The organism is Janthinobacterium sp. SUN100 (assembly GCF_030397705.1).
Taxonomy (GTDB): Bacteria; Pseudomonadota; Gammaproteobacteria; order Burkholderiales; family Burkholderiaceae_D; genus Janthinobacterium; species Janthinobacterium kumbetense.
Window position 1 is genome coordinate 1 of sequence record NZ_JAPUBU010000007.1, and the last position, 25,733, is coordinate 25,733.

General features: G+C 54.3%; 26 protein-coding genes and 1 pseudogene. 19 read left to right on the forward strand and 8 right to left on the reverse strand.

Features of this window, described 5'->3' with window-relative positions; genetic code table 11:
- From O0881_RS26885 to O0881_RS26905, 5 genes and pseudogenes are all read right to left on the reverse strand, one after another.
- On the reverse strand, positions 1–2,472 hold a 2,472-nt coding region (locus O0881_RS26885), incomplete at its 3' end, for a YDG domain-containing protein (protein ID WP_289913693.1).
- A gap of 60 nt (positions 2,473–2,532) precedes the next feature.
- Complete coding sequence (locus O0881_RS26890; RefSeq protein WP_289913695.1) at positions 2,533–3,531, reverse strand: tetratricopeptide repeat protein; 999 nt, start codon at positions 3,529–3,531, stop codon at positions 2,533–2,535.
- 51 nt (positions 3,532–3,582) lie between these two features.
- Entirely contained in the window at positions 3,583–4,428 is an 846-nt protein-coding gene (locus O0881_RS26895) for a tail fiber protein (RefSeq protein ID WP_289913699.1), read from the reverse strand.
- 104 nt (positions 4,429–4,532) lie between these two features.
- Positions 4,533–5,774 carry a hypothetical protein gene (locus O0881_RS26900; RefSeq protein WP_289913701.1) on the reverse strand — a complete coding sequence of 414 codons (1,242 nt, stop codon included), beginning with the start codon at positions 5,772–5,774 and terminating at the stop codon, positions 4,533–4,535.
- 466 nt (positions 5,775–6,240) lie between these two features.
- A pseudogene (locus O0881_RS26905) lies at positions 6,241–6,654 on the reverse strand (DDE-type integrase/transposase/recombinase); the annotation flags it as partial.
- A 618-nt stretch (positions 6,655–7,272) separates the two neighbouring features.
- Here O0881_RS26905 and O0881_RS26910 point away from each other — a divergent pair.
- The 7 genes from O0881_RS26910 (at position 7,273) to O0881_RS26940 (ending at position 13,325) form a co-directional block, all read left to right on the forward strand.
- Positions 7,273–7,764 carry a hypothetical protein gene (locus O0881_RS26910; protein ID WP_289913703.1) on the forward strand — a complete coding sequence of 164 codons (492 nt, stop codon included), beginning with the start codon at positions 7,273–7,275 and terminating at the stop codon, positions 7,762–7,764.
- Positions 7,765–7,831: 67 nt separating this feature from the next.
- Positions 7,832–8,089: a hypothetical protein gene (locus tag O0881_RS26915; RefSeq protein WP_289913705.1), complete on the forward strand. Its 258-nt coding sequence runs from the start codon at positions 7,832–7,834 to the stop codon at positions 8,087–8,089.
- Between the two features lie 213 nt (positions 8,090–8,302).
- Positions 8,303–8,851: a hypothetical protein gene (locus O0881_RS26920; RefSeq protein WP_289913708.1), complete on the forward strand. Its 549-nt coding sequence runs from the start codon at positions 8,303–8,305 to the stop codon at positions 8,849–8,851.
- A gap of 156 nt (positions 8,852–9,007) precedes the next feature.
- Positions 9,008–9,403, forward strand: coding sequence for a hypothetical protein (locus O0881_RS26925; protein WP_289913710.1), 396 nt, complete (start codon positions 9,008–9,010; stop codon positions 9,401–9,403).
- A gap of 877 nt (positions 9,404–10,280) precedes the next feature.
- Complete coding sequence (locus tag O0881_RS26930; RefSeq protein WP_289913711.1) at positions 10,281–10,889, forward strand: glycine zipper 2TM domain-containing protein; 609 nt, start codon at positions 10,281–10,283, stop codon at positions 10,887–10,889.
- A 654-nt stretch (positions 10,890–11,543) separates the two neighbouring features.
- Positions 11,544–12,101 (forward strand): VRR-NUC domain-containing protein, encoded by a 558-nt coding sequence (locus O0881_RS26935; RefSeq protein ID WP_289913713.1) that lies wholly within the window; start codon positions 11,544–11,546, stop codon positions 12,099–12,101.
- Between the two features lie 147 nt (positions 12,102–12,248).
- Positions 12,249–13,325: a type VI immunity family protein gene (locus tag O0881_RS26940; RefSeq protein WP_289913714.1), complete on the forward strand. Its 1,077-nt coding sequence runs from the start codon at positions 12,249–12,251 to the stop codon at positions 13,323–13,325.
- A 171-nt stretch (positions 13,326–13,496) separates the two neighbouring features.
- Here O0881_RS26940 and O0881_RS26945 read toward each other — a convergent pair whose 3' ends face one another.
- Positions 13,497–14,159 (reverse strand): SOS response-associated peptidase family protein, encoded by a 663-nt coding sequence (locus tag O0881_RS26945; protein WP_289913716.1) that lies wholly within the window; start codon positions 14,157–14,159, stop codon positions 13,497–13,499.
- A 198-nt stretch (positions 14,160–14,357) separates the two neighbouring features.
- Here O0881_RS26945 and O0881_RS29255 point away from each other — a divergent pair, with 198 nt between their 5' ends.
- From O0881_RS29255 to O0881_RS27000, 12 genes are all read left to right on the forward strand, one after another.
- On the forward strand, positions 14,358–14,720 hold the full coding sequence (locus O0881_RS29255; protein ID WP_354670229.1) for a hypothetical protein: 363 nt from the start codon (positions 14,358–14,360) through the stop codon (positions 14,718–14,720).
- Between the two features lie 564 nt (positions 14,721–15,284).
- The gene (locus tag O0881_RS26950) at positions 15,285–17,327 is read left to right on the forward strand and encodes a hypothetical protein (RefSeq protein WP_289913718.1); all 2,043 of its coding nucleotides are present in this window, start codon (positions 15,285–15,287) and stop codon (positions 17,325–17,327) included.
- Between the two features lie 526 nt (positions 17,328–17,853).
- Positions 17,854–18,531 carry a hypothetical protein gene (locus O0881_RS26955; protein WP_289913720.1) on the forward strand — a complete coding sequence of 226 codons (678 nt, stop codon included), beginning with the start codon at positions 17,854–17,856 and terminating at the stop codon, positions 18,529–18,531.
- Positions 18,532–18,662: 131 nt separating this feature from the next.
- Entirely contained in the window at positions 18,663–19,010 is a 348-nt protein-coding gene (locus O0881_RS26960) for a hypothetical protein (RefSeq protein WP_176374600.1), read from the forward strand.
- 105 nt (positions 19,011–19,115) lie between these two features.
- Entirely contained in the window at positions 19,116–19,547 is a 432-nt protein-coding gene (locus tag O0881_RS26965) for a hypothetical protein (protein WP_289913724.1), read from the forward strand.
- Between the two features lie 87 nt (positions 19,548–19,634).
- Positions 19,635–19,967: a DUF6572 domain-containing protein gene (locus tag O0881_RS26970; RefSeq protein ID WP_289913725.1), complete on the forward strand. Its 333-nt coding sequence runs from the start codon at positions 19,635–19,637 to the stop codon at positions 19,965–19,967.
- Between the two features lie 158 nt (positions 19,968–20,125).
- Complete coding sequence (locus O0881_RS26975; protein WP_289913726.1) at positions 20,126–20,656, forward strand: DUF6882 domain-containing protein; 531 nt, start codon at positions 20,126–20,128, stop codon at positions 20,654–20,656.
- 67 nt (positions 20,657–20,723) lie between these two features.
- Positions 20,724–21,089 (forward strand): hypothetical protein, encoded by a 366-nt coding sequence (locus tag O0881_RS26980; protein WP_072453951.1) that lies wholly within the window; start codon positions 20,724–20,726, stop codon positions 21,087–21,089.
- 156 nt (positions 21,090–21,245) lie between these two features.
- The gene (locus O0881_RS26985) at positions 21,246–21,689 is read left to right on the forward strand and encodes a hypothetical protein (RefSeq protein ID WP_289913731.1); all 444 of its coding nucleotides are present in this window, start codon (positions 21,246–21,248) and stop codon (positions 21,687–21,689) included.
- Between the two features lie 633 nt (positions 21,690–22,322).
- Positions 22,323–22,682 (forward strand): hypothetical protein, encoded by a 360-nt coding sequence (locus O0881_RS26990; RefSeq protein ID WP_289913733.1) that lies wholly within the window; start codon positions 22,323–22,325, stop codon positions 22,680–22,682.
- Between the two features lie 256 nt (positions 22,683–22,938).
- Positions 22,939–23,361, forward strand: a complete 423-nt coding sequence (locus tag O0881_RS26995; protein WP_070259160.1) for a hypothetical protein — start codon at positions 22,939–22,941, stop codon at positions 23,359–23,361.
- 665 nt (positions 23,362–24,026) lie between these two features.
- Positions 24,027–24,131 (forward strand): transposase, encoded by a 105-nt coding sequence (locus O0881_RS27000; protein WP_268992011.1) that lies wholly within the window; start codon positions 24,027–24,029, stop codon positions 24,129–24,131.
- A gap of 303 nt (positions 24,132–24,434) precedes the next feature.
- Here O0881_RS27000 and O0881_RS27005 read toward each other — a convergent pair whose 3' ends face one another.
- Both O0881_RS27005 and O0881_RS27010 read right to left on the reverse strand, forming a co-directional pair.
- Positions 24,435–25,088: an immunity 52 family protein gene (locus O0881_RS27005; protein WP_289913740.1), complete on the reverse strand. Its 654-nt coding sequence runs from the start codon at positions 25,086–25,088 to the stop codon at positions 24,435–24,437.
- Positions 25,089–25,167: 79 nt separating this feature from the next.
- On the reverse strand, positions 25,168–25,719 hold the full coding sequence (locus tag O0881_RS27010; protein WP_289913742.1) for a Tox-REase-5 domain-containing protein: 552 nt from the start codon (positions 25,717–25,719) through the stop codon (positions 25,168–25,170).
- Positions 25,720–25,733 lie beyond the last annotated feature (14 nt).

The window sequence follows — 25,733 nt, forward strand, 5'->3', positions numbered from 1 at the left end:
GTAGGTCTTGCCGCCCGACAAGATCAGGTCGGCCTTGTGGATGGTGGCCGTCACGCCGGCCGGCTGCACCAGGTTGTAATTGCCCGCATCGGCCCCCGTCAGCGCGTAGCCGCTGACGGTGACAGTTTTCCCGGTTCCGGCATTGGCGTCGGCGAACGTACCAGTGGCGGCGCCCCCCGCCAGGGACACGATATCGCCACCCACCAGATCTGACGACGAAATGCCCGCCCCCGTGAGCGTGGCGCTGGTGGTGCCATCATAGGTCTTGTCACTGGCAGACAAGCCGCCGACGTTGATGCTTTTGGCTGTGATCGTCCCCGTCTTGCTGTCGAGGCCATTCAGATAATAGTTCTGGCCATTGTGGGCAATCGTGGTGCCGCCACCACTGAACTTGACACCAGTGATCGTCACAGTCTTATCGATGCCAGCATTCTTGTCGGCAAAAGTAGCCGCCTGGCTGGCAGTATCGAGCGTCAGCCCGCCCGGCATGGTCAGCAGGCTGCTGAGCCCGGCCAATCCGGCGTTCGTCGTACCGTCATAGACCTTGGGTGCTATCGTACCGCTCAAATTGACTGCCATATAGGCGGTCAGCTGACCGGGATTGTTGATGTACGCAGTATAGTCCGTCGGGGTGTCATAACTGCTCGGGTTGTAATAGATGCTGACGGCGCTTGCGCCACCTACGAGAAAAATATTGCTTTGAATGGCGCTGGGGTCGTCAAATATGACGGTGCCCATGCCCCTAGCGCCATTGTCGGCCCGCAGCACGATGTTGCCGCCCCCTTGCGCCTCGATGCCACCGCCAATATCGTTGAGCGATCCGCCGAAAGTGACGCCATTTGTCAATTTGAACTGAACATTGCGATAGGCGCTCAGCGTCAGCGTTGTATTGCTGGTCCAGTTAGGTATGCTGGGATAGCCGACAACGGAGTAGTCATTGCCGAAACCGATACCATCCAGGATGATGATATCGCCATTGCCGCCCCCCCAAGGAGTACACGTCGTGCCCGTACAACTGGCCGATGAGCCTGTTGTCTTGATGGTCACATTGCCGTTATTGAGCGCCGTCGACAGGACGCGCGTGTCGACATTGATGCCGTATGAATTGCCCCAGATACTTGCATTGCCAATCAGGATATCGTCCGGATCGAGCAGCCATTCTCCCACCGTGCCACGGGGCGCTGCGGTAGTGACGGAGGCGCTGGCGTTGATCTTCAAGGCCTTGCCGGAGGTCTCCACCTTGCCGCCGTTGCCCGACACCATGCCGCCACGCGCCGTGATACTGCCGTTGAATAGCGTGCTGTTATCGGACCAGACCGCGACGTTGCCGCCATTGCCGCGGGTGATCGCATCGGCCTTGATCGAGGCGCCAGCGTCGACCGTGGTCGTATGCGCACGTTGCTCGCTGCCGCTGCCGAGGAAGTTACCGCCGACCAATGCCGTGCCGCCGCCTTCGCCCGACACATCAATCGCGCTGCCTGCCGCCAGCCTGACCGTGCCGCCCAGCACCTTCACGGTGCCGCCGCTTAGGCCTTCGCCGCTGCCCGACGCATCGAGCGTTCCGCCATTGGCTGCGGTGCCGGCACCGCCAGCCTCCAGCACAATGGAACCGTTGACATTCCTGACGCTGCGCGCCTGCACGATGCCCGTGTTATTGATCACGCTGGCCAGCACGGCGTTCCTGGCGCCGGCCGACAGCCAGACCGCGCCGCCGTCGGCCTTGATGAGGCCGCCATTTTCGGCCAGGTTGTTCAACGTGCTCTGGTTGACCTGCAGATTGACCAGGCTATCACCGGAAAACGACAGCGTGACGTCGCTGCCCGCGCCCAGCGCCACCGTGCCTGCCTCCACGTTGATGCTACCCGGATTGCTGACCGTATTGCCGACGAAGGCGACATAGCCGCCCTGGGCCGCATTGATGGTGCCCTGGTTGATGATGCTGCCCGTGCCGGTGCCGCTGAAACGGCGCGCCGCGCCATTCAGGCCCGCATCGCTGATGTCGAGCGTGGAGGCAACCAGGCCACCGACATTAACTTGCGATCCGGCGCCAAACAGCACGCCATTCGGATTGATCAGGTAGACCTGCCCATTGGCATTGAGCCGGCCGAAGAACTGCGTGGCGTTTGTGTCACTGATACGGTTGACGGCAATGGCACTGGCCGATGGCTGGACGAAATTAACCGTCTCCTGGCTCGTAGTATTGAACGACTGCCAGTGCAAAGACAGGTTCTGGCTACCTTGCGTCACCGTGGTGGTGGCACCGTTCTGGCTGATGGAGCCGTTGCCGGCGGTCACCTGTCCGCCTGTCGGCCCCGCCATTGCGACAGGGGCGACCGCCAGCAAGGCGCTGAAGAGAATACTGCGATTGGCTGCCTTGCCCCGGCCCCTGGTGCGTTCCGGGACGATCACCCAGGCGTGGTGCACATGGCTCCAGATGAGTCGATAAATTCTGTTCATGGAAGCATGGCGCATGGTGGTTTTCTCGGGTTGTCGGTTCGATGCTCAGATGGCATGCCGCTTGTTGTATAGACGTTAGTTAGCAGAAAATCTGCCGAGATGCTCGGCAACCCGGCGGTCAAGCGCGGGCTTCCACTCTGCCGGCATCACTTGATTGACCAGCCGGGCAATACGTTCGATTTCGGCAAGTTCCGCCGCATTTTTTATGGTGGCTCTGGCAGCGCTGTTCCACATATATATCTTCGCCAGGCTGACAGGCGTCAGCGCGCCAGTAGCCGGGTCCGGCGTGCTGTTGGCGTACAGAATGGCCACTGGCAAATAGGCCGGTGCATACCCTTCGGAAGCGGCATGTTCCAGCCAAGACAAGGCCAGCGCCGGATTGGCGTCGCCACCCTCGCCCTGCCCCAGCATCACGCCCAGGCGGTATTGCGCCAGATGGTCGCGGTTTTCCGCGGCCTGTTGATACCAGGAACGCGCGGCCGCTAGATTTTGCGGCACTTCCGTGCCCTCCTTGTAATAATCGGCGATGCGCAGCATCGCCGGTGCCGAACCTGCCTGCGCCGCTTGCGCGCACAGTCCCAGGCCGTGCTCGACATCCTTGCCGACGACCTGCCCGCGGATGTACAGTTGACCGGCAGAACACAGCGCATAGACGATGCCCGCCTGCGCCGCCTTGCGGTACCAAGCTTCGGCCGCCTTGCCGTCGGCCGCCTGGCCGATCCCGTCAGCCAGGCAATCGCCAAAAAACTGTTGCGCAGCAGGAATGTTGCCCTGTGCCGCCTTACCGAACCAGGCACAGGCGGCGGCTGGATTGCGCGCACGCCCCCACCCTTCGCGCTCGATCAATCCCAAGCTGAATTGCGCCAGGGGGTTGCGGGCGGCGACGCGCATGTATGCTTTGTAGGCGAGCGCATATTCGTGATCAGCCAGTGCCTTGTCGGCCTGCTTCAATTCAGTGCTCAGCTCGCGCGGCGCGGCGCCGGCCTGTAACGCGACAAGCAGCGCTGCAATCAGCGCTGCAACAGCCAGGATACGCAAAATAAATACTCCAGATAAAGTCATCAGCGGTGGCATGCGCCTCTACATGCCACCTGTTCAACGACGATGAGATCGTCAAGGGCAAGCCTAGTCCCGGCTTGGATACAGGCCATTGGTGGCCGCGATGTAGTACGTCAATGCAATGTAGGACGGTCTGTTATCAAATGCTTCACCACTGCCGACGATGCTCGTTTGGCCAGTGGCCGTTGCGGTGCCGCTAATGGTGCCTGTCAGCTTCTTGGCGGGTATCGACATACTGGCCGTGGCGGCAGGAACCGAAACCGAAACGCTGCCGCCGCTGATGGCGCCAGCATTCAGCGTCGCATCCGGTGCCGACGAGGAATAGATGCTGGAGGAAGCAGCAGGAGCCTTGCCCAGGTAGGCACCCGACGGCGAAGCGACGCCGTTGGTCGTATTGGCCACATTCATTTTCAAGTCCGTTACCGTGCCGGTGGCCGTGGCAGCGGCAATGGCTGTCGTGACGTTCAGCGCAGGCAAGTCCACGCTGACCACCATATTGCTCAGCCCGACGGGAATGGCGCTCACCGTGAACAAATGCGGTGGCAACTGTGCGACCGACAGCTTAATGGCATCGTTCCCCGCCGTATTGCCGGTCAGGTAGGTCGTGCCGTTGGCGCCAACCACGAACCTGCCGCGAAGGTCTGGCAGCTTGAACGTCGTATTGGTAGTGGGGCCATAAGTATTGCCGATCAAAGAATACAACGCCGCATTCGTACTGATAAGCATGTCCTGGCCGGCGGCCACCACGTACTGCCGATTGAAACTGCCAAAATGGAACGGCACGGCCATGATGCAGATGCTCGCCAGGACCGGGCTGTCGGTACAGGCATAGCTGTTCGGCGTCCAGGCGGCCGATACGATGCCGGCGATCAACGCGGCGCAAGAAAAGTGCTTTTTGACTACAGATTTCATTTCTTATTTCCCTTGATGTAAAGCAAACGTTTTATGTGATACATAAACTTTCTGCATTGCCAGTGCGCTTTGACGCCATCGATGCACCTTCCCTTCACTAGCCGCTAGCCGCCGGCGCCAGGATGAAGAATTTTTTCCAGGAACCTGACAAGCTCCGCGATACGGCGCTGTGCATCCACGAATTCGATGACGCCAGGAACAGTTGGCGCATGTTCAATAGCAAGAAAATCCGAGCCGAGAATTGCGGAGATATACGTCTTGACATGCTGGATCCCTGCCATGCTTAGATACTCGACGGCAGTTGCAGGGGCAGGCCCTGGAGACCCGCACGAAAATGCCGCGTTTGGCAAAGCGGCGTAGAGTGTTTTCGAAGCGGCGGAATCGGCCAATGCGGCAAGCACCACGCCATAAATCTGCTCAGGCAGTTTTACCCCGCCCTCGGCATCGGAATTGCCGTAAACAGTCAATAATTGAAGAAGCGTGCTCAGGCTCCATGCATGTGGCACGATATCGTACTGATTGTGGATCAGGACATTCCAGCTCTGCCAAGGCTGCTCTCCGGCAGATTTCCGCGGAAAGGCTTGGCCAAACCGATTGGAAAAGGTTTTATTTCCGGGAGATGCTCCTGCGGTCGGGTAAACCTGTATCCGCTCAAATGCCGACAATGCGCCATGTTCCTTCAGGTACAAGGCAAAAGTTGGAGCCAGCGCACCGGCAAGGCTATGCCCGGTGAAGATAATGCGCGCGCCGGCGCCTGCCGTGCCGTTGAGCTGCCCGATAAAATCGGAAAGACTGGTCTGTCCGTGGGCCGGATCCGTCGGCGTCAATGCGGCAATGTGCCTGACGCCCGTCGCGGTCCCCTTGGAAATGACCGGCATGAGAGAATTGTGCGAAACGACGGTGGCAGGCTGTCGTGCCGGGTTATAGTGCGTCCAGCTAACGGTAGAAGACACCGTAAAATCTTCCACGATCCAGTCATAGCCGGATATCAAATTGGTTGCGGCAATAGCAACCACATAGCTTGCCGTCGTGGTCCCATCTTCAAACGTGACTTCGGGATTGTAGAAAACAGCCGCGGCATTTTCCATGACTCTGGAATCTGCTCCGCGCCAGACAGCTGGCCCCCATGCGATTTTCCAGTCGTCCCCCAGGCCTGCCACCACCACTGGCGTCGACAATGCCACCTGTATATTTTCCGCAAGCTGGGCTTCAAGCGGGTCGCCATGCGTGCCCGGAACATAGCGATCTTTTGCTATATAGTTGGAAGCTAGATTGGATAATAAAGACAGGGCAAACGTTTTCTGAAAAACATCGAAATTTGGTGGCATAATTTCTTTCTTGGTCAAATTTTTACAGGAAGAAGACTACGTACCAGCAGGTAAAAAACTATTTTTCTGTAGGTATTTTGAGATCTTGTGTTCGCGTTGATATTTTGATTCACCTATATCGCTAGGACTCCTACAAAGGCGTTCCCGCGCGAATATTGCATTGTTGTTTTAATTGGTGACAAGTAAGAAAGAAGCGGAATCTACAGATGAGGAGCATCATTGAATAACATTCCCTCTTGTGTTGGACTTAACCATTGCCTTGCTGACGATGGGATTTTGTAAGTATAGTGACTGAGTTACTGAAGTGACAAACCACCAATACCCACCAGAAGTGACCAATTGTGACGAACGTATTTTGTAGCAAGAAGCAAGGCAGAATAAAACGGCGGTTTGCACGAAAAAAATCAGAAGAGTACTGTCGCTTTATTCATCCGAGAAAGTAATTTCTCAAGCGGAGAATTGCGGCGTTTTAAAGTAGACGGACCTACGCCTCCAGTGCATAGAGTTTGCCTGTAAACGATATTGCAATCGCGCCGTCAAGTGCGAACTGGCCCGTGCGGATCCTATACATGAGTTCGATGCCCGCGAGCAGGTTACCAGCGCATCGGAACGACTTAAAGTTGAGCATTGGCCTGGTCATTCGCTTGATGGAACAATGCTCCGGTTCCACGATGTTGTTAAGGTATTTGACTTGGCGCACGAGAATTGGCACGCTCCGGCAGGTATTGACCGCGTCAGCTGCAGCCATGTTGGCTCAGCTCTTGTCCATTGCGACCTTTTCGGGATAGTCATTCATACCTAGAGCCTTGTTAACAAAGCGCTTTGCAGCAGCCAAATCGCGTTTTATCGTCAGCAGAGCGTCGACAGTCTTTCCCAGTTTGTCGACAGCGCGATATAGCAGCAGTGTGCCTGCTTCGGAGCACTACGACGGCACCGTTGGATATAACAGCCTGGTCCATCACCTGCATAAAGCGCTTGATGAGATCGATGATTTTTCTCGCTGGCGGTGGACTTGCCATCACGCCCGGCGCAGCATGATGCTCCAGTGCGCCATGTCAAAATAGAGGCTTGCCTGGGACGCTTAATGAATCGCCACCCGTCGCTTACACTCTCCTGATCCATAGTTCTCAGAAGATGAAAGATCGATGGATCGTGTTGGGCATGGGCGTCTTGCCAGGCGCCTGGTGCGCGATCTCGTAACTGCTAGATCCAACGACGAGATCGGGTCTAGGTCTATCTCCCCTGCCCCGTACAGGCTCCTACCGCGCGCTAGCACTAGCTCCTTGAGCTTCGGCGGGTTCCTGCATTAACGTTCCAGCGGCAAAACGCCTTGCGACGGTAATCTCGGATTTCGCGGGTCGCGGCGCCATTGATTCGATTCTTCGTTCGCATCATTTCCACTTTGCAACGATGCATTTAAGTTAAAGTGTTGCGTTGATAGATGGAATCCGCAAGCGGCACCCGCCAACGACCGCAACCGGCCAACAAGCGGTCATTCGCGACAGCGTGACAATGTGTGAGTTTTGCTGCTTGGCAATCCGCTATGCTCTGGTGCCGCTATCGGCGAGAAGCGGCAAGAACCTTTAAATATCACCTTACAAAAACTATGAAGATACGCTCTAGTCAATATGGGGCTCTCATTTTCTTTGTTTTTCCAACTATAGCTATGGCTTACGATCTACACATTACAAAAGCCGGGGAGTGGTCGCAGAGCTCGCAAACGCCAATTTCCGAGTTGGAATGGAAGAGTGCTGTCGCCGCCGACGGATTGCTGAAAATGGATACAACTGCTACGGCTGCGAACCCTCAAACACGTGAAATAATTCAGGTCAGCAATCCATTGATGGCGGCATGGATTGATCCAAAGACGAACGACAAGCACTATTTCTACTATCATCGTGGTGAGATTTCGGTAAAGAATCCGAGTGAGAATGCGATCAAGAAAATGAAGGAATTAGCGGTAAAGCTCGATGCCCAAGTTTTTGGCGATGAGGGCGAGCAGTATTGAGGAACGACAGCAATCGCCCATAAGTGCAAGTTCACGACGTTATTGAAGTGTAGTTAAAGGTTGTCCTATGATTAGTAAAGATAACGCTCCAGCAGCATGGGCCACACTGATGTACGAACTTGAAGATGCGCAAGAACACTTGGCCACGCTCATATCGGAGATGAGTAGCCAGGTTGACTATGGTGAGGTAAATCTTCGCGTTGACCTCGGCCATGTGTTTACGCACTTGAACAGGGCTTGGCATCTGCGTGACTTAACGGAAGACCTCGATCAAGAGCAATGGCAGCGAGCCAGCCAATTTCCCAAGGACTTAGACCCGATATAGATCGTGGACGATGGGCTGGATACTGCCCAAAACATACATTCGCGTTCATGTGACAATGTGTGTTTTTTTCGTTTGGCAATTCGTTATGCTCTTCGGCGGCTACTGGTATATTTTGATTCGGACCGTTACCACTAGCTGCCAATCACTGACATTAAGGAGTTGAGTTTGGGATTATCTACAGCGGGGTTGGCATTTCGGCCTAACGCATTCACGATGGACGAGCAGGAGCTAGTGCAGAGGGTCTTTGGAAGTAGCTCTTTCAAGCCGCCAGAAACGCAAAATGCGCATGATATCCGTGTGCCTGGTAATGTGGCAGTCGAGTCAAAGAACGGTGCGACCTTTCTTTATAACGGTGAGATTGCGGGAGAAATTCTCTTCGATGGGCAATCGCTCGAGCCTTCAGTATTTGCGGCACTCGGGGCGCCAGAGCTAATTGTCGTTTTCTGTCATTATGATTCGGGCGGCTCGTTTGGCTATGCCATCGTTAAAAACGGCATCACGGTTCGCTCACGAGTTCACACCATGGAAAAGACGACGGATGTAGGAACGCCAAATAAATTCGAGCTGCCGTGGCTGCAAGCAGAGCCGTTTATTGAGGAAGAAGGTGAGCCACCGGTTTACCGCAATCTAAGTACGGGGGAAGTCACCTCTGATTTCTACCTTACGGCGCTTCTGCTCGTTCAGGTGATGAATGCGTTCTTTGGCCTCGTACCTTGGGATGAGTGGAGCTATAGGACCAAGCTAAATTTCTACAGTAGTTAGCCTTCTGCGAAAATGGCTGTGTCATCGGCGGGGAAAGCGCGGCGGAAGTTCCTGTGATGGAGTCTCGGAAGCATTCAAGTCGCTATAGCACTTGGCCGATATCGGCCACAAGCGGACGTTCGCATACTTGATGAAAGTGAAGGTATGGACCTAAAGATGAGAGATGCCGATGAAGCATCTCGACTAATAGTTGAACTTGCATCAACGCTCATCAAGACAATGCAGTCGATGCAAAAATCTTGGCTCCGTGCCTTCATGCGCTTCGAAATGACCAGCTCAAACAACTGGGGATGCAATGGTTCATATGAAACGCCTGTTGGGGTGGTGCTGTTTGATCCATTCAGCGACGGCAGAGAGCTATTTGCTGCTGTGAACGATCTAGGACCTAAACTTCGACAAGTTGCATCCACGCCCGAAAGAGAAATTCTGGTTTTTCTTGTCGTCGTGGATAGCGACTTCAACTACAACATACATTTTGACAGCACGGATGCCGACCGCTGGAAAATTTCAAAGCTGAACAGTGCTACAGGCATACCTGTAGGGCTCAGCTGACAATTGCAGGCAAAGTTTCGCCGTTTACCGCCGACAGCCTTAATCCAAAGGTCAGCTTCGGGGCGGAAGCGGACGGTGCCATTGAATCGCCACCAGCAGCTTAGTTTCTCCTGGTCCACGGGTCTTGAAAGATGAAAAAACGATGGATCGTGTTGGGGCCATGGTGTTCTGCCGAGCGATTGGCGTGCGATCTCGTCGCTGCCTGATCCACCGACGAGATCGGGACTGGCCTGTCTAGCCTCCCTGCCCTGCAGAGACTCCTGTCGCGCACCAGCAAGAGCTGGTTGAGCTTCGGCGGATTCCCGTATGAACGTTCCCGCGACAAAATGCCTTGCGACGTTAATCTTGGGCTTCGCGTGTCGCGGAGCAATCGATTCAAGTACTTTTTTGCATCATTTCCACTCTGCAACGATGCATTTAAGTTAAAGTGTTGCGTTGAACGATTGAATCCGCAGGCGTTATCCGCCCATCGTGATAAGCACAATCCGGTTCCCATGACTCAAGCCGTCAGAGCGCGAAGGTCGGCTCGTACCAGCCCGTCATACTCGCCTCTGATTGCCAAAAATACCGGGCGTTGCCCTCTGCGAAGGCGTTTGACTGCGGTTGCTGCGACATTGCACATTTTGGGCGTGGTAGCTTCGCTGCGACGACCTAGCGGTCCTTAAATTCCGGGCGTCTTCAGTAGTTACAACTGCTTACCAGTGATACAGCTCTACAGCTACCGAGTTGACGTGGCGCGTATTACTCTGTCCGTACACTACATCACATGTACATTTACTGGTGCCCCGGCGAGAAATGAATCAAATTGTTGCGGCCATCGGTAGATGGATATGTTGGCAGTGTCGCCAAATGGAATCCCTAAATTTAATCTAAACCAATGCTGCGCGCCCCAAACCAACAATTTTTGGGATATCGATGCGATGGTGATGAGGTTGCCGAACCGTTTCAAATTCATATGATTACCCCCATGCTAAAAACTAAACTCGGCTGGATAGCTGTCCTCGGCCTGTCCTTGACGGGCTGTGCCACCCAATATCGGAGCGCGGAACAGCCCTGGCCCCGATATGGTACCGTTGGACAGCCGGAATACCAGACCTTCGAACAACCACGAACCGAATATCGGACCGTCGAGTCTCCTCGGCAGGATTGCTGGAACGAACAAGTTCCGGTCCAATCGGCAGACTCGGGCTACGGCGGTGCCATTCTCGGCGGTATCGCCGGGGGAATTCTGGGAAATCAGATTGGCCGCGGTAATGGCAGGACAGCCGCCACCGCGGTAGGTGCTATCGCCGGCGCAATGGCCGGTGACCGCATATCTTCGGATTCGGCCGGCTACAGGACGGTTCAGCGGTGCCGCACGGTAATTGACCGGAAACAAATTCCTGTGGTAATCGAACAGGGGCGCGTCCTTCGCGAGGCTCCTGATGAGGAACGTTATTACAACGACCGCGATGACCACCGCCGTCGCAATGAAGGGAACTATTGAATATTCTTGTGTCCCGTGACGGGGGCAGGCAAGTGACTCGCGATTCCGCCCAGAAGGAGGGCGGAATTTTCCACTTTTTGTTGTCGGCGAAATAGTAAAAGCTGTGGTTCTTCAGTTTCGCACTGTGCGGCTTCCTGACATTAAACAAACGGCTGTCAAATTCGCTATCCACATCCACGCCAGCCCGAAAAGCTTGCTGCGGGATACACCAGGGTGTCGGTATTGCCATAGCTTCTGGAATGCCCTCGCGACGGCACATCCATTCTTCTATTTGTACAAGTTACATCCCTCGGGCCAAAGTGCCCCCTACCATTTGCACTTTGCAAACGTCGCACGTTGACCCGATGGTTTAGCGATATTTTCTGCCAAACCGCACGAGCATTCTGGGTCACGCAACTGCGCCAGAACCGTAAGCCAGACTTTAAGCGGATGTTGCCCGCTCCTACCTCACCTCTAGCTTCTGCCCAGTGTGCGCCTTTGGTATCCCGCTTGGCGCTCTTACTTCTGTCGGCCGCGGGGTGTTGAGCCCTCTCCTCCAACAAACTCGTATGCGATTCACAGTTATATCCGTTGGCCTTTCCTCTAGGTGCATAACCCTTCTCAAACCCAAACGGCTTCCGATAGTGCAAGCAGCGAGCCAGCTCAAAGATTCGATTGAAAGAGCACTCTTCTCAGACGAGACGAGAAGGCGCCACGACCGTCGTGCCGATTCACAAGCCGAAGCTCGATTTCTCCGACAAGAAGGTCTTGTGCTCGGCCGTGTGCAAATGCAAAAGCATGCCGGCAATCGGTGCAGACGGCCGGTCGCTTAAACAAGAATGCGTCTCGGCTCGATTGAAAGCTCTCGATGTGGCTCTTGACCACCGAAGTCTATACAAGGCAGAGTTCACATACGATATGACAAAACGGCCGCCAGAGCCTTTTCTGGATAAGGTCGTGGATACGAAGAGCAGAACCCTATGGCCCGGCTGGACGAAGACACTTTGGCCGAAAGACTCAAGCCACCCTGTGCCTTATAAGCCCGGCCGGGGCTACACACGGAGGCCTGACGTCATTATCGTCAAGGACCCGACGAAGCCTCCAACGCAGGACAATATCAAACAAGTCGTAGAAATAAAATTCCCTGGAGACCCGTTCCGCCCCCGCCAGCGAGAGGACTATATCGTCATCGCCGGAGACGAAATGAAAATGGTGCCGTTGGCATCTGATTAGTGTGACTGCGACCGGGCCGAGCTCGAGCCCTCAAAAATCCCGGTCGAGCAGCTCGGGAAGGCAGCCGCTCTTCTTAGGTTAATCTATATGGTTGTTGTTAAAAAACGGCCACCGCTTGGTGGCCTGCCAGCGTATTAAGGAATGAACATGACTGAATTACCATTGGACTTGCTGGAACTTCTGCGCGAGAACCCTGATGCAATGAATGTACCTGGGGGCTTGCTCACTAAGCAGGGGCCACAGGACTATGTCGGCAGCGTGCCCGCAATCGCCGGCACGCTCTTCTTCAAGGATGCACATCTCCCGGCAGTTCGCGATGCCATCAGCGCTTGTTTCGAAGAGTTCCAGGTCAAGGCTGAGCCTAAATTCACCTGGCTCTACCGGGAAGACCCGCCAGAAGGGCCGGATAAGGCGGCCTACGCGGAGGCAAAACCGGTGAACAAAATGCTGGTACGTATGGACCCAGACGATGCGGTGAATTTTCATTACACCAGTGGCGTGCTAGCGCAGGACGCGGGTCCATGGGAGTTTCAGGTCGTCGGCCTACCCGCTTGGCGGGCGGAAATGGGAGGCTGGGGCTTATGCGGGCTGCGGTTTAGCGTGCCCATTTTGTTCGTCGAAGAAAATCCCGGAGTTTTCCAGACGCTCTTCGTGAGCTTCGCCCGACGCCTATGTGCCGTCCACGGGTACGGCGGCCACAGTCTAATACTGTCGGCCGCTCGGTACGACGAAAACCAGGCAATCGAAGCATTCCTGGCGTCCAAGCTCCGGGGGTTTGATGCCGGCAACCTTGTCAGCGGCGCAGTCAATGCGCACCTGGGCATTAAAACAGTTGGCTGGCTCACAGCGATAGACAATGATTATGTGGATAAAGTCGGAGGTATATCGGCCATTCGTTCGGCATTACCGATGGACTGGTTTGGCCTATTCGATTATGGAACTGGGCTTGTAATCCAGGGCGGCGCCCAACCCGAAGCCGCACCTGCTGACTCGCCGATGCCCGCGCGGCTGGTGCTTCCCAATATGCTCCTCAAGCCCAGCAGGACACCGAAAATCCGGATGCATTACGCATCCGCTGGGAGCGAGCCGCGGTTGATTGGCCACGCTGCGGAGGAATGGCTGAACCGTTTCGATGTGGCGGACAATGAGCTAATGGCGTACAAGGCTAAGCTGCTAGACGAGCCGAAATTTGCCGAGATACCCGACGTACCAACTCGCCTCTGATTGCTAAAAACAGCGGGAATTCTCCCCGGCCGACATGAAAAACCTCCACGGCGGTTAGCCCGTGTCGGGGAAGTCTGGCGGTGTGCGCGCCGGCCACGCCTCCAATGATTGCTGCACCGTGATATAGCACTTGAACCTGCTCGTTTCTCCACTTTAGCGACAAAGTTCGGCTCAAAAAAGTTCGCGCTGCTTTAAAACAGGTGTCTTCGGCGCCGGCTCTCCGCACATCAGGTCGGCCGGATACGGCTGAAGATATGTCCTTGCGAATTCTGGGTCGTTGCAACCAAGCCACTCGTCGTATTCGCCGGTAGGGACAATGACTAACGAACGCTTCTCCTCTCCAGGGCGATGGAAACGACTCATAAAGGGATGGTTGTCGGCGTTAATGGTCAATTGGGTGAACGAAAATGCGCTCTTCCCATCCACCTCGACCCACTCCCGGTAGAGGCCGGCGACGGCAAATGGTTCGCCGGTGGCCATTCCAATAGACCATCGCACATGCGTTGGTTGTTCCCAATTTGGTTCGAAGAAGCGGACCATTGGGACGAGGCAAAGTTGAGATTTTGCCCAAGCGGACTTGTACGTCCTCAATTGGCCAACGGTCTCGGCGCGGGCGTTCATCGTCGTGAGGCGCTGGCCAGGTGGCATGTGCCGCTTGGGGATGAACCCGTATGTGCCAGTCAGACCTTTGCGATTGCTGGCTGCATCATGAACGATGATTGGGCCAACGTAGTCCTGGTAGAGTTCATCACGCCAATCGTCGCTCTCCTCCATGGAAGTGCGGAAGAAGTCGAAGGCCAGTTGCCGTGAGACAGTTGCGTAGTTGACGCACATGGGGTTCTCCGAGTTGAATGCAGATTGGTGATTTTATCTGGCATTCTGGCCGACGTGGTGGCTGTCGTTTAGACTTGCGTGCCCACTTTTCCTGCCGGCGAGGACTGAGCATGTCAGTCTTGGATAACGTACAATTGTCCGCAATCGGCCAGGAGCAGTCTTTTGCAGTGCGGCGGAAACGGCGATGGTGACTAAACAATGAAGAGATTTGCGATTGAAGGTCCACTGCGTGGAGAAGGGCTAATCGTCCGACAAGCTGGCGGCATGCATCGCTACGGTCACGTAATCCTGTCAGTCGAACCGGCGCAAACGGCGCTTTCATTCACATGGGAAGTCTCGCCTACAAGGATCCCTGAGGAATTTAAGGCAGCGATTTACAGAGGCATCGAGGCACAATTCCAGCCTCACGCAAGGTTTGGCACATACAGCACGGAAGGTCTCCTGATTCGAATATTAGATGGGTCATCACATGCCATTGATTCGAACGAGGGAAGCTTTGAAATTGCGGCATCGTTGGCTTTGTTGAGAGCACTGGACCAACTGGCTCAGGGCTCGACATAAGTTAGGCGAGTGTCGGCTATGGGGCGGAAGCGGACGGTGCCTTTGAATCGCAGCCAGTAGCTTAGGCTTTCCTGATCCATGGTTCTTGAATCTTGAAAGATGAAAAACCGATGGATCGTGTTAGTGACCTGGGTGTGCTGCCACACTCCATGTGTGCGATCTTGTAGCTGCCTGATCCAACGACGAGATCGGGTCTGGCCTGTCTATCTCCCCTGCCCCGCAGAGACTACCCTCGCGCGCTAGCAAAAGCTGAGCGTCCATCTCCATAACGGATGGCAAAGATGGCATATCCGACCGTGGTAGTAGCAGAGCGCCTACCGCGGAGCGCTATGACGGCACAGTCAGTGAAGACGGCCTGGCCCATCATCTGCTTTGTGCTCATAACGAGATCGGGAATGTTGCACGCTGGTGGTGGACTTGCCCTTATGAGCTGACTAATATGGCATTTGGTGGCATTACACCAAAACATAAGCTTGCCCTTGCCGCTTAACCTCTACTTTTAGCGCGCTCTAAAAATGGGAAGATTATCGAGGGATAAGTATAATCAAGGTACAAAATCGAACTATGCATGAAAAAAAGCGAACAACGACGAAATTTCTGCTGAGTAAATTGAAAAGCCTTGTTATAGGGATTGTTGCCTTGTGCATATACGCTGAAGCGCACGCATGTGATGGTTTGATCGGAAGTTATGCGGTGCAAGAAGGCGAGCTCGCCCGGATCTGGATAGAACATCAGGAGCAGGATTATGTCTTGTCGACATACGATCCGGAGCAAAAAGCGTGGACCTCTTATCAGGTGCCGCTCACGCCAATGACGCGTGAGCAGTTCAGCCAGATTCCCGTGCAAATGGATGCCGCTTCCTGCGCACTGGCCGGTGCCGGTGTGTTTTTTGTAAAAACCTTTTCTGGGGCTCAATTCTCCGGCGTGGCTGCAAGTCAGAATGTCGCCGCCCCCATGCGTACGAGCAAGACGGGCACCGTCCTGGTTTCATTGGAAGGATTTGCACCGGGCGGCATGGATTTGTTCCCCGTGCGGCAGGCGATCAAGCCACCGGCAGCGGCAAAGAGCGAATATTGTGCCCATGGCATGGCTACGGATATGAGCCTGTCCGCATTCCATGCGCTGCCGCCTGACCTTAAGCGACTCCGTCAGTCCGAGAACTTCCAGCGCGAGGTGATGTGTGGCCAGTATCTGCATGGATTGATGGCAGGGAGCGAAAATCCAACGTCCAGTCCGGCCAATGATGCCCTTGCGCGCGCTGCCGTGCTGCGGCACATCCGTGTTTTGCTGGCCGCTGGATCAGTTCCGCGCACCGCCAACGGCGAATCGGCATGGTGGGAGGCATCCCGGCGTTTCTTGGCGGGCAGCGAGCCGCCAATATTCCCGAACCAGACCATCCCGGCCATGCGGCAAGATTATTATGCGTTTTTTGCCGAGGAGATTTTGCCCCGCCTGGCCGCTAGCCGACCCGATCCGGCCGACCATGGAAATACCTGGCTGCTGGCACGGCACACGGTCAATTTGCCTGACGATGTGGCATTGCGCACGCTCGATGTCATCAAGACCATGCAAGTGCCTGGCGAACTGGTGAAATTCCACAAGTATCTGGTCGATGAGGTGCTGGGAAAAGTCCGCGTCGGCGCGATAGCCAAGCCAGTATTCGACTGGCTGACGCGGGAGGCGGGGATGGCAGCGCTCGACGCCTCCAGTGTGCTTGACCACGTGATCGTCCATGATGATGTCGCTGGCGTGCGGCGCCTGCTGGCTGCGGGCGCCAGCCCTCTCAATCGCTGGGCTGCGCCGAATGTGCTGAGTCAGTCTGCCGCAGCCACGGCGTACAAGTCCGCCCTGATCGAATACATCCATGGCGGCAAAGGCAAGTTGCAGCCTGACGTGGCCAACGATCTGTTGCGGCGAGCGCTGGACGACTGCAATGGCAATGGCAATGGCAATGGCAATGGCAATGATGCCATCTCTCTGGCGTTCCTGCTGGGGGCTGACCCGACGCGTTTTTTCCTGCATCCGACTATTCCGAAAAATGTGCTTGCGGTCAGATTGCTATACTGCCCCAGCGTGCTTGGCCCACTCTTGAAGGCAGGCATGCGGCTGGATCAGCGCTATCCGCTGTCGATCGCGCGCGATGGGGAAACCGACACGCCGCTGGGCGGCTACTTGAGAATGCGCGATCCGGCCGGCCGTTTGTCGGCGCAGTCGGCAGACGTGGTGCGTATGCTGCTGAGCAGCCATAACAATGCCAATGAAGTGGCAAACAATGGCTCCGGCAACCCGCTACTAAAATATGCAATTGACACGGGCAGCATGGATATCGTCAAAACGATGCTCGATTTCGGCGCCGCCCCACAAGCAAAAGACACTGAAGGCTTCCCCGCCTGGCTACGCGTCCTTGATGGCGACAAGGACGATATTCTCCTCCAGATCATGCAAGCTAGACCCGATCTCGACCTGAACGCATCGCCGGATGAGCGGATAACCCCGCTGGCGTATGCCGAGTGCTTGGGTGCGCCGCGCGTAGCATCGATATTGCGCCAGCGAGGCGCACTGGAAAAGGGAACGGCGCTTTGCCGGCAAGCAGGTAAGAGGACCTGACCATCGCCAAAGTTCGCATCCATCGGCGATATGCTCGGATAAAAAATAGGACCTTTGGTCGATTTACAAAAGTGTGACTGTTCAGCAGCTATGCGGTGAATCGCCACCCGTAGCTTAGCTCTCCTGATCCATGGTTCTTGAAAGATGAAAAACCGGTGGATTGGGTTAGTGACCTGGGTGTGCTGCCACACTCCATGTGTGCGATCTCGTAGCTGCCTGATCCAACGACGAGATCGGGTCTGGCCTGTCTATCTCCCCTGCCCTGCAGAGACTCATGCCGCGTTCAAGCAAAAGTTGCTTGAGCTTCGGCGGGTTCCTGCATTAACGTTCCCGCGGCAAAGCGCCTTGCGACGGTAATCTCGGGTTCCGCGGGGCACGGCGCCATTGATTCGGTTCTTCTTTCGCATCATTTCCACTCTGCAACGATGCATTTAAGTTAAAGTGTTGCGTTGAACGATTGAATCTGCAGCCAGCAGCAGACGTTCAGTTCTTAGCCTCGGAGACCGAAACCTTGCAAGGAGCGTAAGTGGATTTCACGGAATTAGCTTTTAGGAGAGTTGATGATCGTTGGATAAAAGCCGATGACTATGTGGATTGGGCAAGTGAATTACTCGAATGTGGTTGTGACGCCCCGAGCATTTGGGAGCTTGCGGCTTGCCGTTGGGATGCCTATGTCGCCCCGGATCAAGTTGAACGATTATTTCTTTCTTCCGTAGTAGAGTTAGGTTTCGAATTGCCGAACGACTGGTACGCTGCTCTATGCGCATATTCCAGTAGCTTATGTGAAAAAATGTTAAGTGGTGTTACTCAACCATGGGACTGCTTGAGCGAAATGCTGGCTCTTGCGGAGGATCATAACGAACCATATATGCATTGGATATGGATAGACCTATCAAGTGACCTTGAGCCGATCGAAAGGAGGGGACAGGGGTACGTTAGATTCAATGACGCATTGGACCTTAAGAACCCTGATGACTGCATTCGCAAAGTTGCGCAACAGTTCATTGCCCTTTGTGCGATGCCTCATCCCGATAAATTCCCATGGGTCTGGATTTGCCAAGAATGCGACGCAATTAGCGATAAAAGCACATTTACTGAAATAAGCGCCTGTACATGCCAAGTGTGTGGCGCTATTTCTGGAATGAGAAATTTGCGCTACTTCGAGCACCGAGAGGAATTTGTTAAGCGCTGCGCAATGCAGTGAGCAGGAAGGGCGACTGGGTTAATTTGTAGATTTCAATCACTGCGCCAATGTCTGCAATGGGGCGGAACCTCGCAACGACGGCAACCGGCCGGCAAGCAGCGGACGCCCAACTAGCAACTTAAAGGAACTAAGTGGCCTATCATCTGATGATATTTAAACAGTCTACAGCGATTGAGCCAACCATCGATCTCTACTTAGGTTCCGCTCGCACGGTGAATCTCTATTGGGAAGCCGCCAGCATCGATATCGGACTGCCAACGATTAGTGCAATTACGGAACGAGCTGATTCCGAGGCGGGATTCTGCCTTTCGGGTACCATGCTTACTGCTTTTAAGGTGGAGTTGGAGCTGCTTTACAAACACTGGAATACATCACACAAAGGCCACGAATTACCACCTACGCATTCTGAACTGATGCATGCCGTGATTTTAGCATTGGACGATGAGTCGTTTGATAACGCAACGCTGATGATCGCATAGCTCGCTAGTAGATTCGAGAGGCCGCTTTATAGCGTAACCTGCCAACGACGGCGACCGGCCACAAGCAGACAGCCAGTACCTTACTTCAACCTCATCAGATTTGTAATGACCTCAACGTTCGTATTCTCACCGGATTCATTTTGGCTACGTATTCCGGCACAAGTAGAAACTATTTCGATAAAGCCGTTTGTCACGTCCTTCGGAGAGACTGACGAATTGCTTTGCTATGTGGGCGAGACTTTGATTGGCAAGCTTGTGAGGTGTGGCGATGGTGAGGGAAAAGTGATTGCTCTACTCCCTACACTTGATCGTAATCGTGCATATCTCTGGCCAAGCCCAGATATGTTTTTGCAAGCGTTGTTGCATGTTCTGCGCTACGAATCCAACGCGGTCTTGTCTTGTGAGCGTGATACCGATCAAGACAAGGTTTTGTCGCTGACCGAGTATCATGACGTCGCCGCTGTGCTAACTCAGGTGGTTAAATTTAGCAAAGATGGGGCGGGAACGTGTCCAACATTTCTGTATCAGAAACTGTGATGCCGGTTCCGGCCGAAAGCGAACGGTCCATGTCCGCTCACAGGGCATTAATTATTACTTTGGTACCTGCGACCAGAAAGAATGACGATGTGTATTGATAGTTCTGACGTTGTCGACGGGTTAGGAATATCGAAGGCCGATCGAAAAGCCGTCCTTATAATCTCGGATCACCTTCCTTGGGACGATCAAGAGGCGCACTTCAGTCTGATCGAGAGAAAAATCGGAGCCTATCTCGCGCTTATTGCCAGTGGACAGGTGGTCGAAACGTTGCCAGCAGCAAAGGGCAAAGCTGTTCGAATTGAGCTGGTCTACGAGCATGTACCTACTACGGCAGCAGGACGATTCTTGACGGCGACCCGAACCCAACTGCAGTCCAATGGAGTCGAGTTCATTGCAATGAGTCTGCCCAACGTGTATTGATGCCAGTTGCAATCAGTCAAGGGAAGGTCTGCTGTGAGGCGAAAGCTGCCAACGACGGCAACCGCCCAAAAACGGAAATTCTCCTTAGCAAAAATATTTTGTCGCTACCTAGAGCTTGATGGTAGCGTTTTGCCCCTTTTACCTAAAGCGATGCACTAATGTTTCAGAAAATACTCGCCGCTTTCGGCATGTCTGCACTAAAGACACCTGCAGCAGCAACGGATCGCACAGCGATAGAATTCATTGAGGCCGCGAAACACGGCTTGATGCAGCAGACTTCAGCTCATGCAACTACCTGGCACCTAGGGGAGGAGGACCGTTGGTCTGCTGACCTGGATGACGGTACGATCACATTGCATTTTAAAAACGGCATGGTCGCGAGCGCGTCGATTCAGGTCGTTGGCACCTATAACATGTCGGATGGGACGTTCCTTTGGGGATGGGATCATCCGTCGGTTCCCGAAAATTTACGTCACCACGCACAACTCGTGCAGGCGTGGGGCGATGAAAATAAAATAACGGCCTTTACCACACGGACAGTACAGTGCTCCGAAGACGACGCCTGGGCCTTTGCGGCAGTAGCGAACCGCTTAGGGAACGCCAATGGCGTATATCGTGGCCCAGATGGCACCGCATTGGTCTTTATGACTTTCGGAGAAATCCAGCTTAAAACTTCTGATCCCTGTTAATTCATGAACTGGCTGTAGCCGGCCAGAAGCGGACTATCGAAAGTGAAGCGCAGCAAATGGGGGATGCATGTCTCACGTGACCAAATTGATTCTGATATGCCTGGCTCTTATCATTGCGATCACGCTGGCGCTCCTGTCAGCATATGTCGAGCGCATCGGTCCTGAATTGGCCGTGTATGGGAATCTGTGCGGGCCGAGTGGTTCCGATTTCTGCTACAAGCCGGTATTGAAAGGCGGTTTCCCGTTTGCGTATCTGTTCGATGCGACAGGCGTTTCAGTCGAGCGACAACTTGCGTTCGTCGAAGACGATCTGTCCGTTGGTGCTCTGATCCTCGACATTGCCACCTATCTCGCGATTGTTTTGTCGACGATGATGGCTATCTCTCGTTGGCGGTCAGGTCACATGCAAAGCGCAAGCTTTGATAGAACGTGACGTAAAACCCATGTTTCAGCTTGGTCCGCTTCGGGTCGGATGCTCCCTGTCGCGCCACCCCACCAACTTTTTAAGTTGGCCATCAGCTATGCTGGACCCAACAGCCGAGTCCGGCCACAAGCGGCCAGTCAGCATACATCCTTTGGACCGATGATTATGAGCAATCTTGAACGGATCGATGAGTACAAGTATCTATGGGATGGATCTCAGCCAGGGTGGGTTTTGAAGCGGTTCTGCGGTAACTATATCGATCTTTCGCTGGCTTTTCCTAGCACCGGTCCATCGACACGTGAGCTAATGGCTGTAAGGCGGACTGTTGCGCCCTATAGGGCCCTGCCAGTGAAAGAAATAGTGACCCAGTTGCGTGGGCAGGAATCGCTGCTTCTAGGGCGATTTGAGCCGAAAGAAGCCCGCGTAATTGCTGCAGCGTGTCGCCGCGAGGATTTGAACCTCGTCGAGAGTATCGTCGACGCGCCAGAATTTCTACCGATGAATGAGTTAACCGGCGTCGCATTGATCATCGAGGATGATCTACTTGCCGAGCATGTATATACCGAAGCGCTACTTCACGGGATACCTGTGCGTCAGGTTGAATTGTGAGAGCAGTGACTCACGCAAACAACGCGAACGGCTGCTATGGGGCTATTGTGTTGAAAAACGCGAGTACGTTGATATTTAGATAGAAATCTGGCCAGCCTAGACTGGCCAGAACCGCCGCTATTGAACGATCACCGACTGCTTGGAGCTCTGAGGCATCCCGAAATGGTTGCCGCTCGACATTTTCAACACAATAGGGCGAAAACGGACGGTGCCATTGGTGCAAATCGCTGCAGGTACCTACGGCACACCTGATCCATCGTTCTTGGCTGATGAGAATCCGATGGATCTTGTTAGGAGCCTGGGCGTGCTGCCAGGCACATGGTGTGCGAAACTCGTAGCTGGCTGATCAAACGACGAGATCGGATCTGGCCTGTCTATCTCCCCTGCCCTGCAGAGACTGCGGCGGCGCGCTATTACTAGCGCCTTGCACTTCGACGGGTTTCTGCATTAACGTTCCTGCAGCAAAACGCCTTGCGACGTTAATCTCGGGTTTTACGGGGCGCTGAGCAATCGATTCGAGTTATCTCTCGCATCGTTTCTGTTCTGCAACGATGCATTTAAGTTAAAGTGTTGCGTTGAACGATTGAGTCCACAGCCTGAAGCGGACATTGCACGACCAATATCTATATCCCTATGACAAACGACGAACCGCTCAGCAACTCGGATCTCATTGCGTATCACAAGGCAACCGGCTGCCCCGTGATGACGGCAAAGACAGCATTGTTGTCAATGGAACCCTTGTTGCGGTCGAGAGTACTCAAGGCTGCACTAAACCAATCTGGAAAGAGCCAGTTGTACGACCCAATCGAAGATGAACCAACGCTGTGGGAACAAATTCGCGCTGCGAAGGAGGAAGCGAAGATCGTTGCTGGAGCGGTAGCCAATCGTGGTCAATGTCACCAAATATGGGTTGAGCAAGCACGTATATTGACTGCACAGGGAATAACCTGGTTCTCTCCGGCAGTAATGAATCCCTGGACGGTCTTTGATTAACGCCATGGTTCGCTCGGGTACGACTGCTTAGGGGCGGAGCCTGCCAACGACGGCAATCGGCCCAGGCTGTGTAAAAACGCAAAAACTTGAAATTTTCATGGGTAGGGTTACCCTTCCCGACCCTGAGAAAATCGCATAGCGAGCGTTTTGAGAGGCCGATTTTTTTGTTCGCGGTTTTTCCTCACGTTTTTACACAGCCCGGGCCAGAAGCGGACAGTCGGCAATTGACCAATAAAGCTTTACTCAGAAAGTCAGCATGTCTCACCGTGATCCTTTTGATGTTATTTCATCCACCGTTGATCTGGATGATCCGGTAGAGCACGGTGATGCTCAACGCTTTATGGTTAACGCCCTGGCTCGGGTGATCGAATGTCTACCCGTTACCGCGCAGTCTTCTGTTTTGGCTGCTAAACGATATCTTGAGGGCGCGGCAACGGATAGCGAGGCCTTAGCTGTCCGGGTGAGGCTTTGGGAGACCATCCGAGGACGCGATATGTCGGATGACCCTGAGGTGTTGCGTATCAGAACCACGATTTGTGCGCTGCACGGCATGGACGCTGAAGCACCTTACGACAAGTTGGAATACTTTCTGTTTTTTTGGGAGCGCAGCGGCTTAAGCATGGTCGAGCTAGCTGGAGCTATGTTCGACACATACGGCGTTGTTTATCACGACGCTTAATCGGCTGCGGTGGCATATGTCGAATGCGTCAGATCTATGTCTGCTTCGGGGCGGAAGCGGACGGTGCCACTGAATCGCCGCCAGTCGCTTAGGCTTTCCTGATCCATGGTTCTTGAAAGATGAAAACCCGATGGATCGTGTTAGGGCCGGGGTGTCCTGCCTGGCGCGTGGCGTGCGATCGCACAACTACCTGATCCAGCGATGAGATCGGGTCTGACCTGACTATCCCCCCTGCCCTGCAGAGCCTTCTGCCGCGCGCTAGCAAATGCTGGCCTTCCCTACCCGCAACCGCCGGAGAAGGATGGTTTATCCGATCGAGGCAACAGCAGAGCGCCTGCTTTTGCGCGCGATAGCGGCACAGTTGGCTACGATAAACTAGCCCGTCATCTGCTTCGTGCGCTCGGCCAGATCGGAGACTTTGCGCGCTGGCGGTCGAATTGCCATCACGGCGGCTGGATATGGCACCTGACGGCATCACGCCAAAACAGAAGCTTGCCATGGCCGCTTAACCGTAAGCGTCTTCCCTGTGCCGTCTGGACGGCCTGAACCGCGTCATTTATGATCGACTTTTGTCACAGTATTTGTGCCCACAATTTTCGATTTTAGACACAAATTCTCAAACGATCATTTCCACGAATACACGCGGCCACTATCGCCAGCATCCCTTGGAGTTTAAACGCGCATTGGTGGCGCTGTCGCTGCTACCGGGCGCCTCGGTAGCTCGCACCGCCCGCGAACACGGTTTCAATGCCAACCAGGTGTTCAGCTGATGCCGTCTTTACGAGCAAGGGCGCCTCGGCGTACCCGCGTTAATGCGTGACGATGTGATCGGTCGGCGGGGCGTGACCAGGGTAAAGCTGGTCGCACCCATAGTTCCAGAGAGGGGACGGTCGAAGCGTCGAAGTAGGCGGCGTGCCCGTCTCTTACTAAGGCCGTATCAAATCCGGTCAGCGTGCAGCTACTGCAGATTAGGACGATGTACCAAAGGCCAATTGACTTGACCTTGTTGTCGAACAGTGATTGTCCCCTGCATGGCAGGACATTTTCGTACCATCGAAGTGAGTTATCCTTCGTCAAATATCGACATAGCGAGGCAGCAAGTCCTGATCGACCAGGCGAATTTCAATGGCATTAGCGATCTTGACGTGCTCGGGATTCTCATCAGAAAAAGGCTCGTCGGTGACACTCACGATGATGGTGCCGATCTGCTGGTCTTTACCTTGCTCGCCCGTCGCCATGACCGGTACCAAGGCGCGGGCTTCTGGCACTTGCTGGGTCGTCAGTACACGCGGCAGGTACAACATCCAGCCAACACCTGGACGATCCTTGAAAACTTGTTTTTCAAAATAATCGTTACGTGCAACTGTGATCAATACCGGCCGCAGAGAACCCGCGATAATGGACAGTAGCTCTTTCACTCCATGTATGCCAAGCCGTTTCGCCCCGACGCCTTTGTAGCTGATCTTAAACGACCAAGCGGGCCAGTCACTGTCGCTAAACCCAAGCGCCATAGTCGCGCCCTCACCCTCTCCGAGTTCGCCATTCCAGGCGCTGAGAAAACGGAATTTCTCGCCCTTGAACTCCGTCTCAAGTACGGCTTCGGCCGCTGTGGTGAGCTCTCCCGAAGCGTCGAAAACCGGATACAGAAACGACTTCTCTTTAGTATCCTGCGACAAAAACCAGTTCTTTCCAAGCGTCTCGGTTTTCTGCAAGAAACGGGCTACCATTGCGATTTTTTTGACGGTAGGTCGGAACGCAATGGATGGGTTCACAGCATCACGTTTAAATAAAGATTTTATTATCATGTTATGGAATGTAAAAAGTGGTAATACCCAGCTCAGTTAACTGGGGGCGCATGTGCTTATAAGCGAGTGGCGTTTGGAAGTACCATGACAGCGAAGCTGGCGGGTTATTCTTGACAATGTTGGACTGAGCCGCGGCCTGCTTCAATGCCATATTCTCGAATATTTGTTCTTGAAAGTCGTATTTAAACTCACCGTTTGACTTAAAAAACTGGTCATAATCCGCTTTTGCTTCCTGCAACAAGCACAAGCGGGATTGGAAGCCGTCAAAGTCTCTCTCCTCAAACAACCATTCCATGCCTATCAGAAAACCAGTGATACGGGCTTGATAATCACGCGCGGCGGGCGACATGCTGTGTTTAACAGCCATAAGCGTACCCTTGTCTGGCGGGCACCGGCATCTTTCCTTGGCTTCGCTTCGCGTCTCGGCACGCGCAATGGGCGTGACGCGGGCGTCTTTTGCCTCTTCTGCCTCTTTTTTGCGTTTGCGCAATGCCTCGTCCGTGATCACGGCTCCTGCGGCGGCGACACCCAAGGCTAACAAAATTTTCTCCACGACTGCTGGTATAA

What these genes read in the sequence shown, in the direction of transcription:
- O0881_RS26890 (WP_289913695.1), bottom strand. Translation starts at nt 3,531, where the DNA reads ATGCCACCGCTGATGACTTTATCTGGAGTATTTATTTTGCGTATCCTG.
- O0881_RS26895 (WP_289913699.1), bottom strand. Translation starts at nt 4,428, where the DNA reads ATGAAATCTGTAGTCAAAAAGCACTTTTCTTGCGCCGCGTTGATCGCC.
- O0881_RS26915 (WP_289913705.1), top strand. Translation starts at nt 7,832, where the DNA reads ATGATTAGTAAAGATAACGCTCCAGCAGCATGGGCCACACTGATGTAC.
- O0881_RS26920 (WP_289913708.1), top strand. Translation starts at nt 8,303, where the DNA reads ATGGACGAGCAGGAGCTAGTGCAGAGGGTCTTTGGAAGTAGCTCTTTC.
- O0881_RS26925 (WP_289913710.1), top strand. Translation starts at nt 9,008, where the DNA reads ATGAGAGATGCCGATGAAGCATCTCGACTAATAGTTGAACTTGCATCA.
- O0881_RS26930 (WP_289913711.1), top strand. Translation starts at nt 10,281, where the DNA reads ATGCTGCGCGCCCCAAACCAACAATTTTTGGGATATCGATGCGATGGT.
- O0881_RS26940 (WP_289913714.1), top strand. Translation starts at nt 12,249, where the DNA reads ATGACTGAATTACCATTGGACTTGCTGGAACTTCTGCGCGAGAACCCT.
- O0881_RS26945 (WP_289913716.1), bottom strand. Translation starts at nt 14,159, where the DNA reads ATGTGCGTCAACTACGCAACTGTCTCACGGCAACTGGCCTTCGACTTC.
- O0881_RS29255 (WP_354670229.1), top strand. Translation starts at nt 14,358, where the DNA reads ATGAAGAGATTTGCGATTGAAGGTCCACTGCGTGGAGAAGGGCTAATC.
- O0881_RS26950 (WP_289913718.1), top strand. Translation starts at nt 15,285, where the DNA reads ATGCATGAAAAAAAGCGAACAACGACGAAATTTCTGCTGAGTAAATTG.
- O0881_RS26965 (WP_289913724.1), top strand. Translation starts at nt 19,116, where the DNA reads ATGACCTCAACGTTCGTATTCTCACCGGATTCATTTTGGCTACGTATT.
- O0881_RS26970 (WP_289913725.1), top strand. Translation starts at nt 19,635, where the DNA reads ATGTGTATTGATAGTTCTGACGTTGTCGACGGGTTAGGAATATCGAAG.
- O0881_RS26975 (WP_289913726.1), top strand. Translation starts at nt 20,126, where the DNA reads ATGTTTCAGAAAATACTCGCCGCTTTCGGCATGTCTGCACTAAAGACA.
- O0881_RS26980 (WP_072453951.1), top strand. Translation starts at nt 20,724, where the DNA reads ATGTCTCACGTGACCAAATTGATTCTGATATGCCTGGCTCTTATCATT.
- O0881_RS26985 (WP_289913731.1), top strand. Translation starts at nt 21,246, where the DNA reads ATGAGCAATCTTGAACGGATCGATGAGTACAAGTATCTATGGGATGGA.
- O0881_RS26990 (WP_289913733.1), top strand. Translation starts at nt 22,323, where the DNA reads ATGACAAACGACGAACCGCTCAGCAACTCGGATCTCATTGCGTATCAC.
- O0881_RS26995 (WP_070259160.1), top strand. Translation starts at nt 22,939, where the DNA reads ATGTCTCACCGTGATCCTTTTGATGTTATTTCATCCACCGTTGATCTG.
- O0881_RS27005 (WP_289913740.1), bottom strand. Translation starts at nt 25,088, where the DNA reads ATGGTAGCCCGTTTCTTGCAGAAAACCGAGACGCTTGGAAAGAACTGG.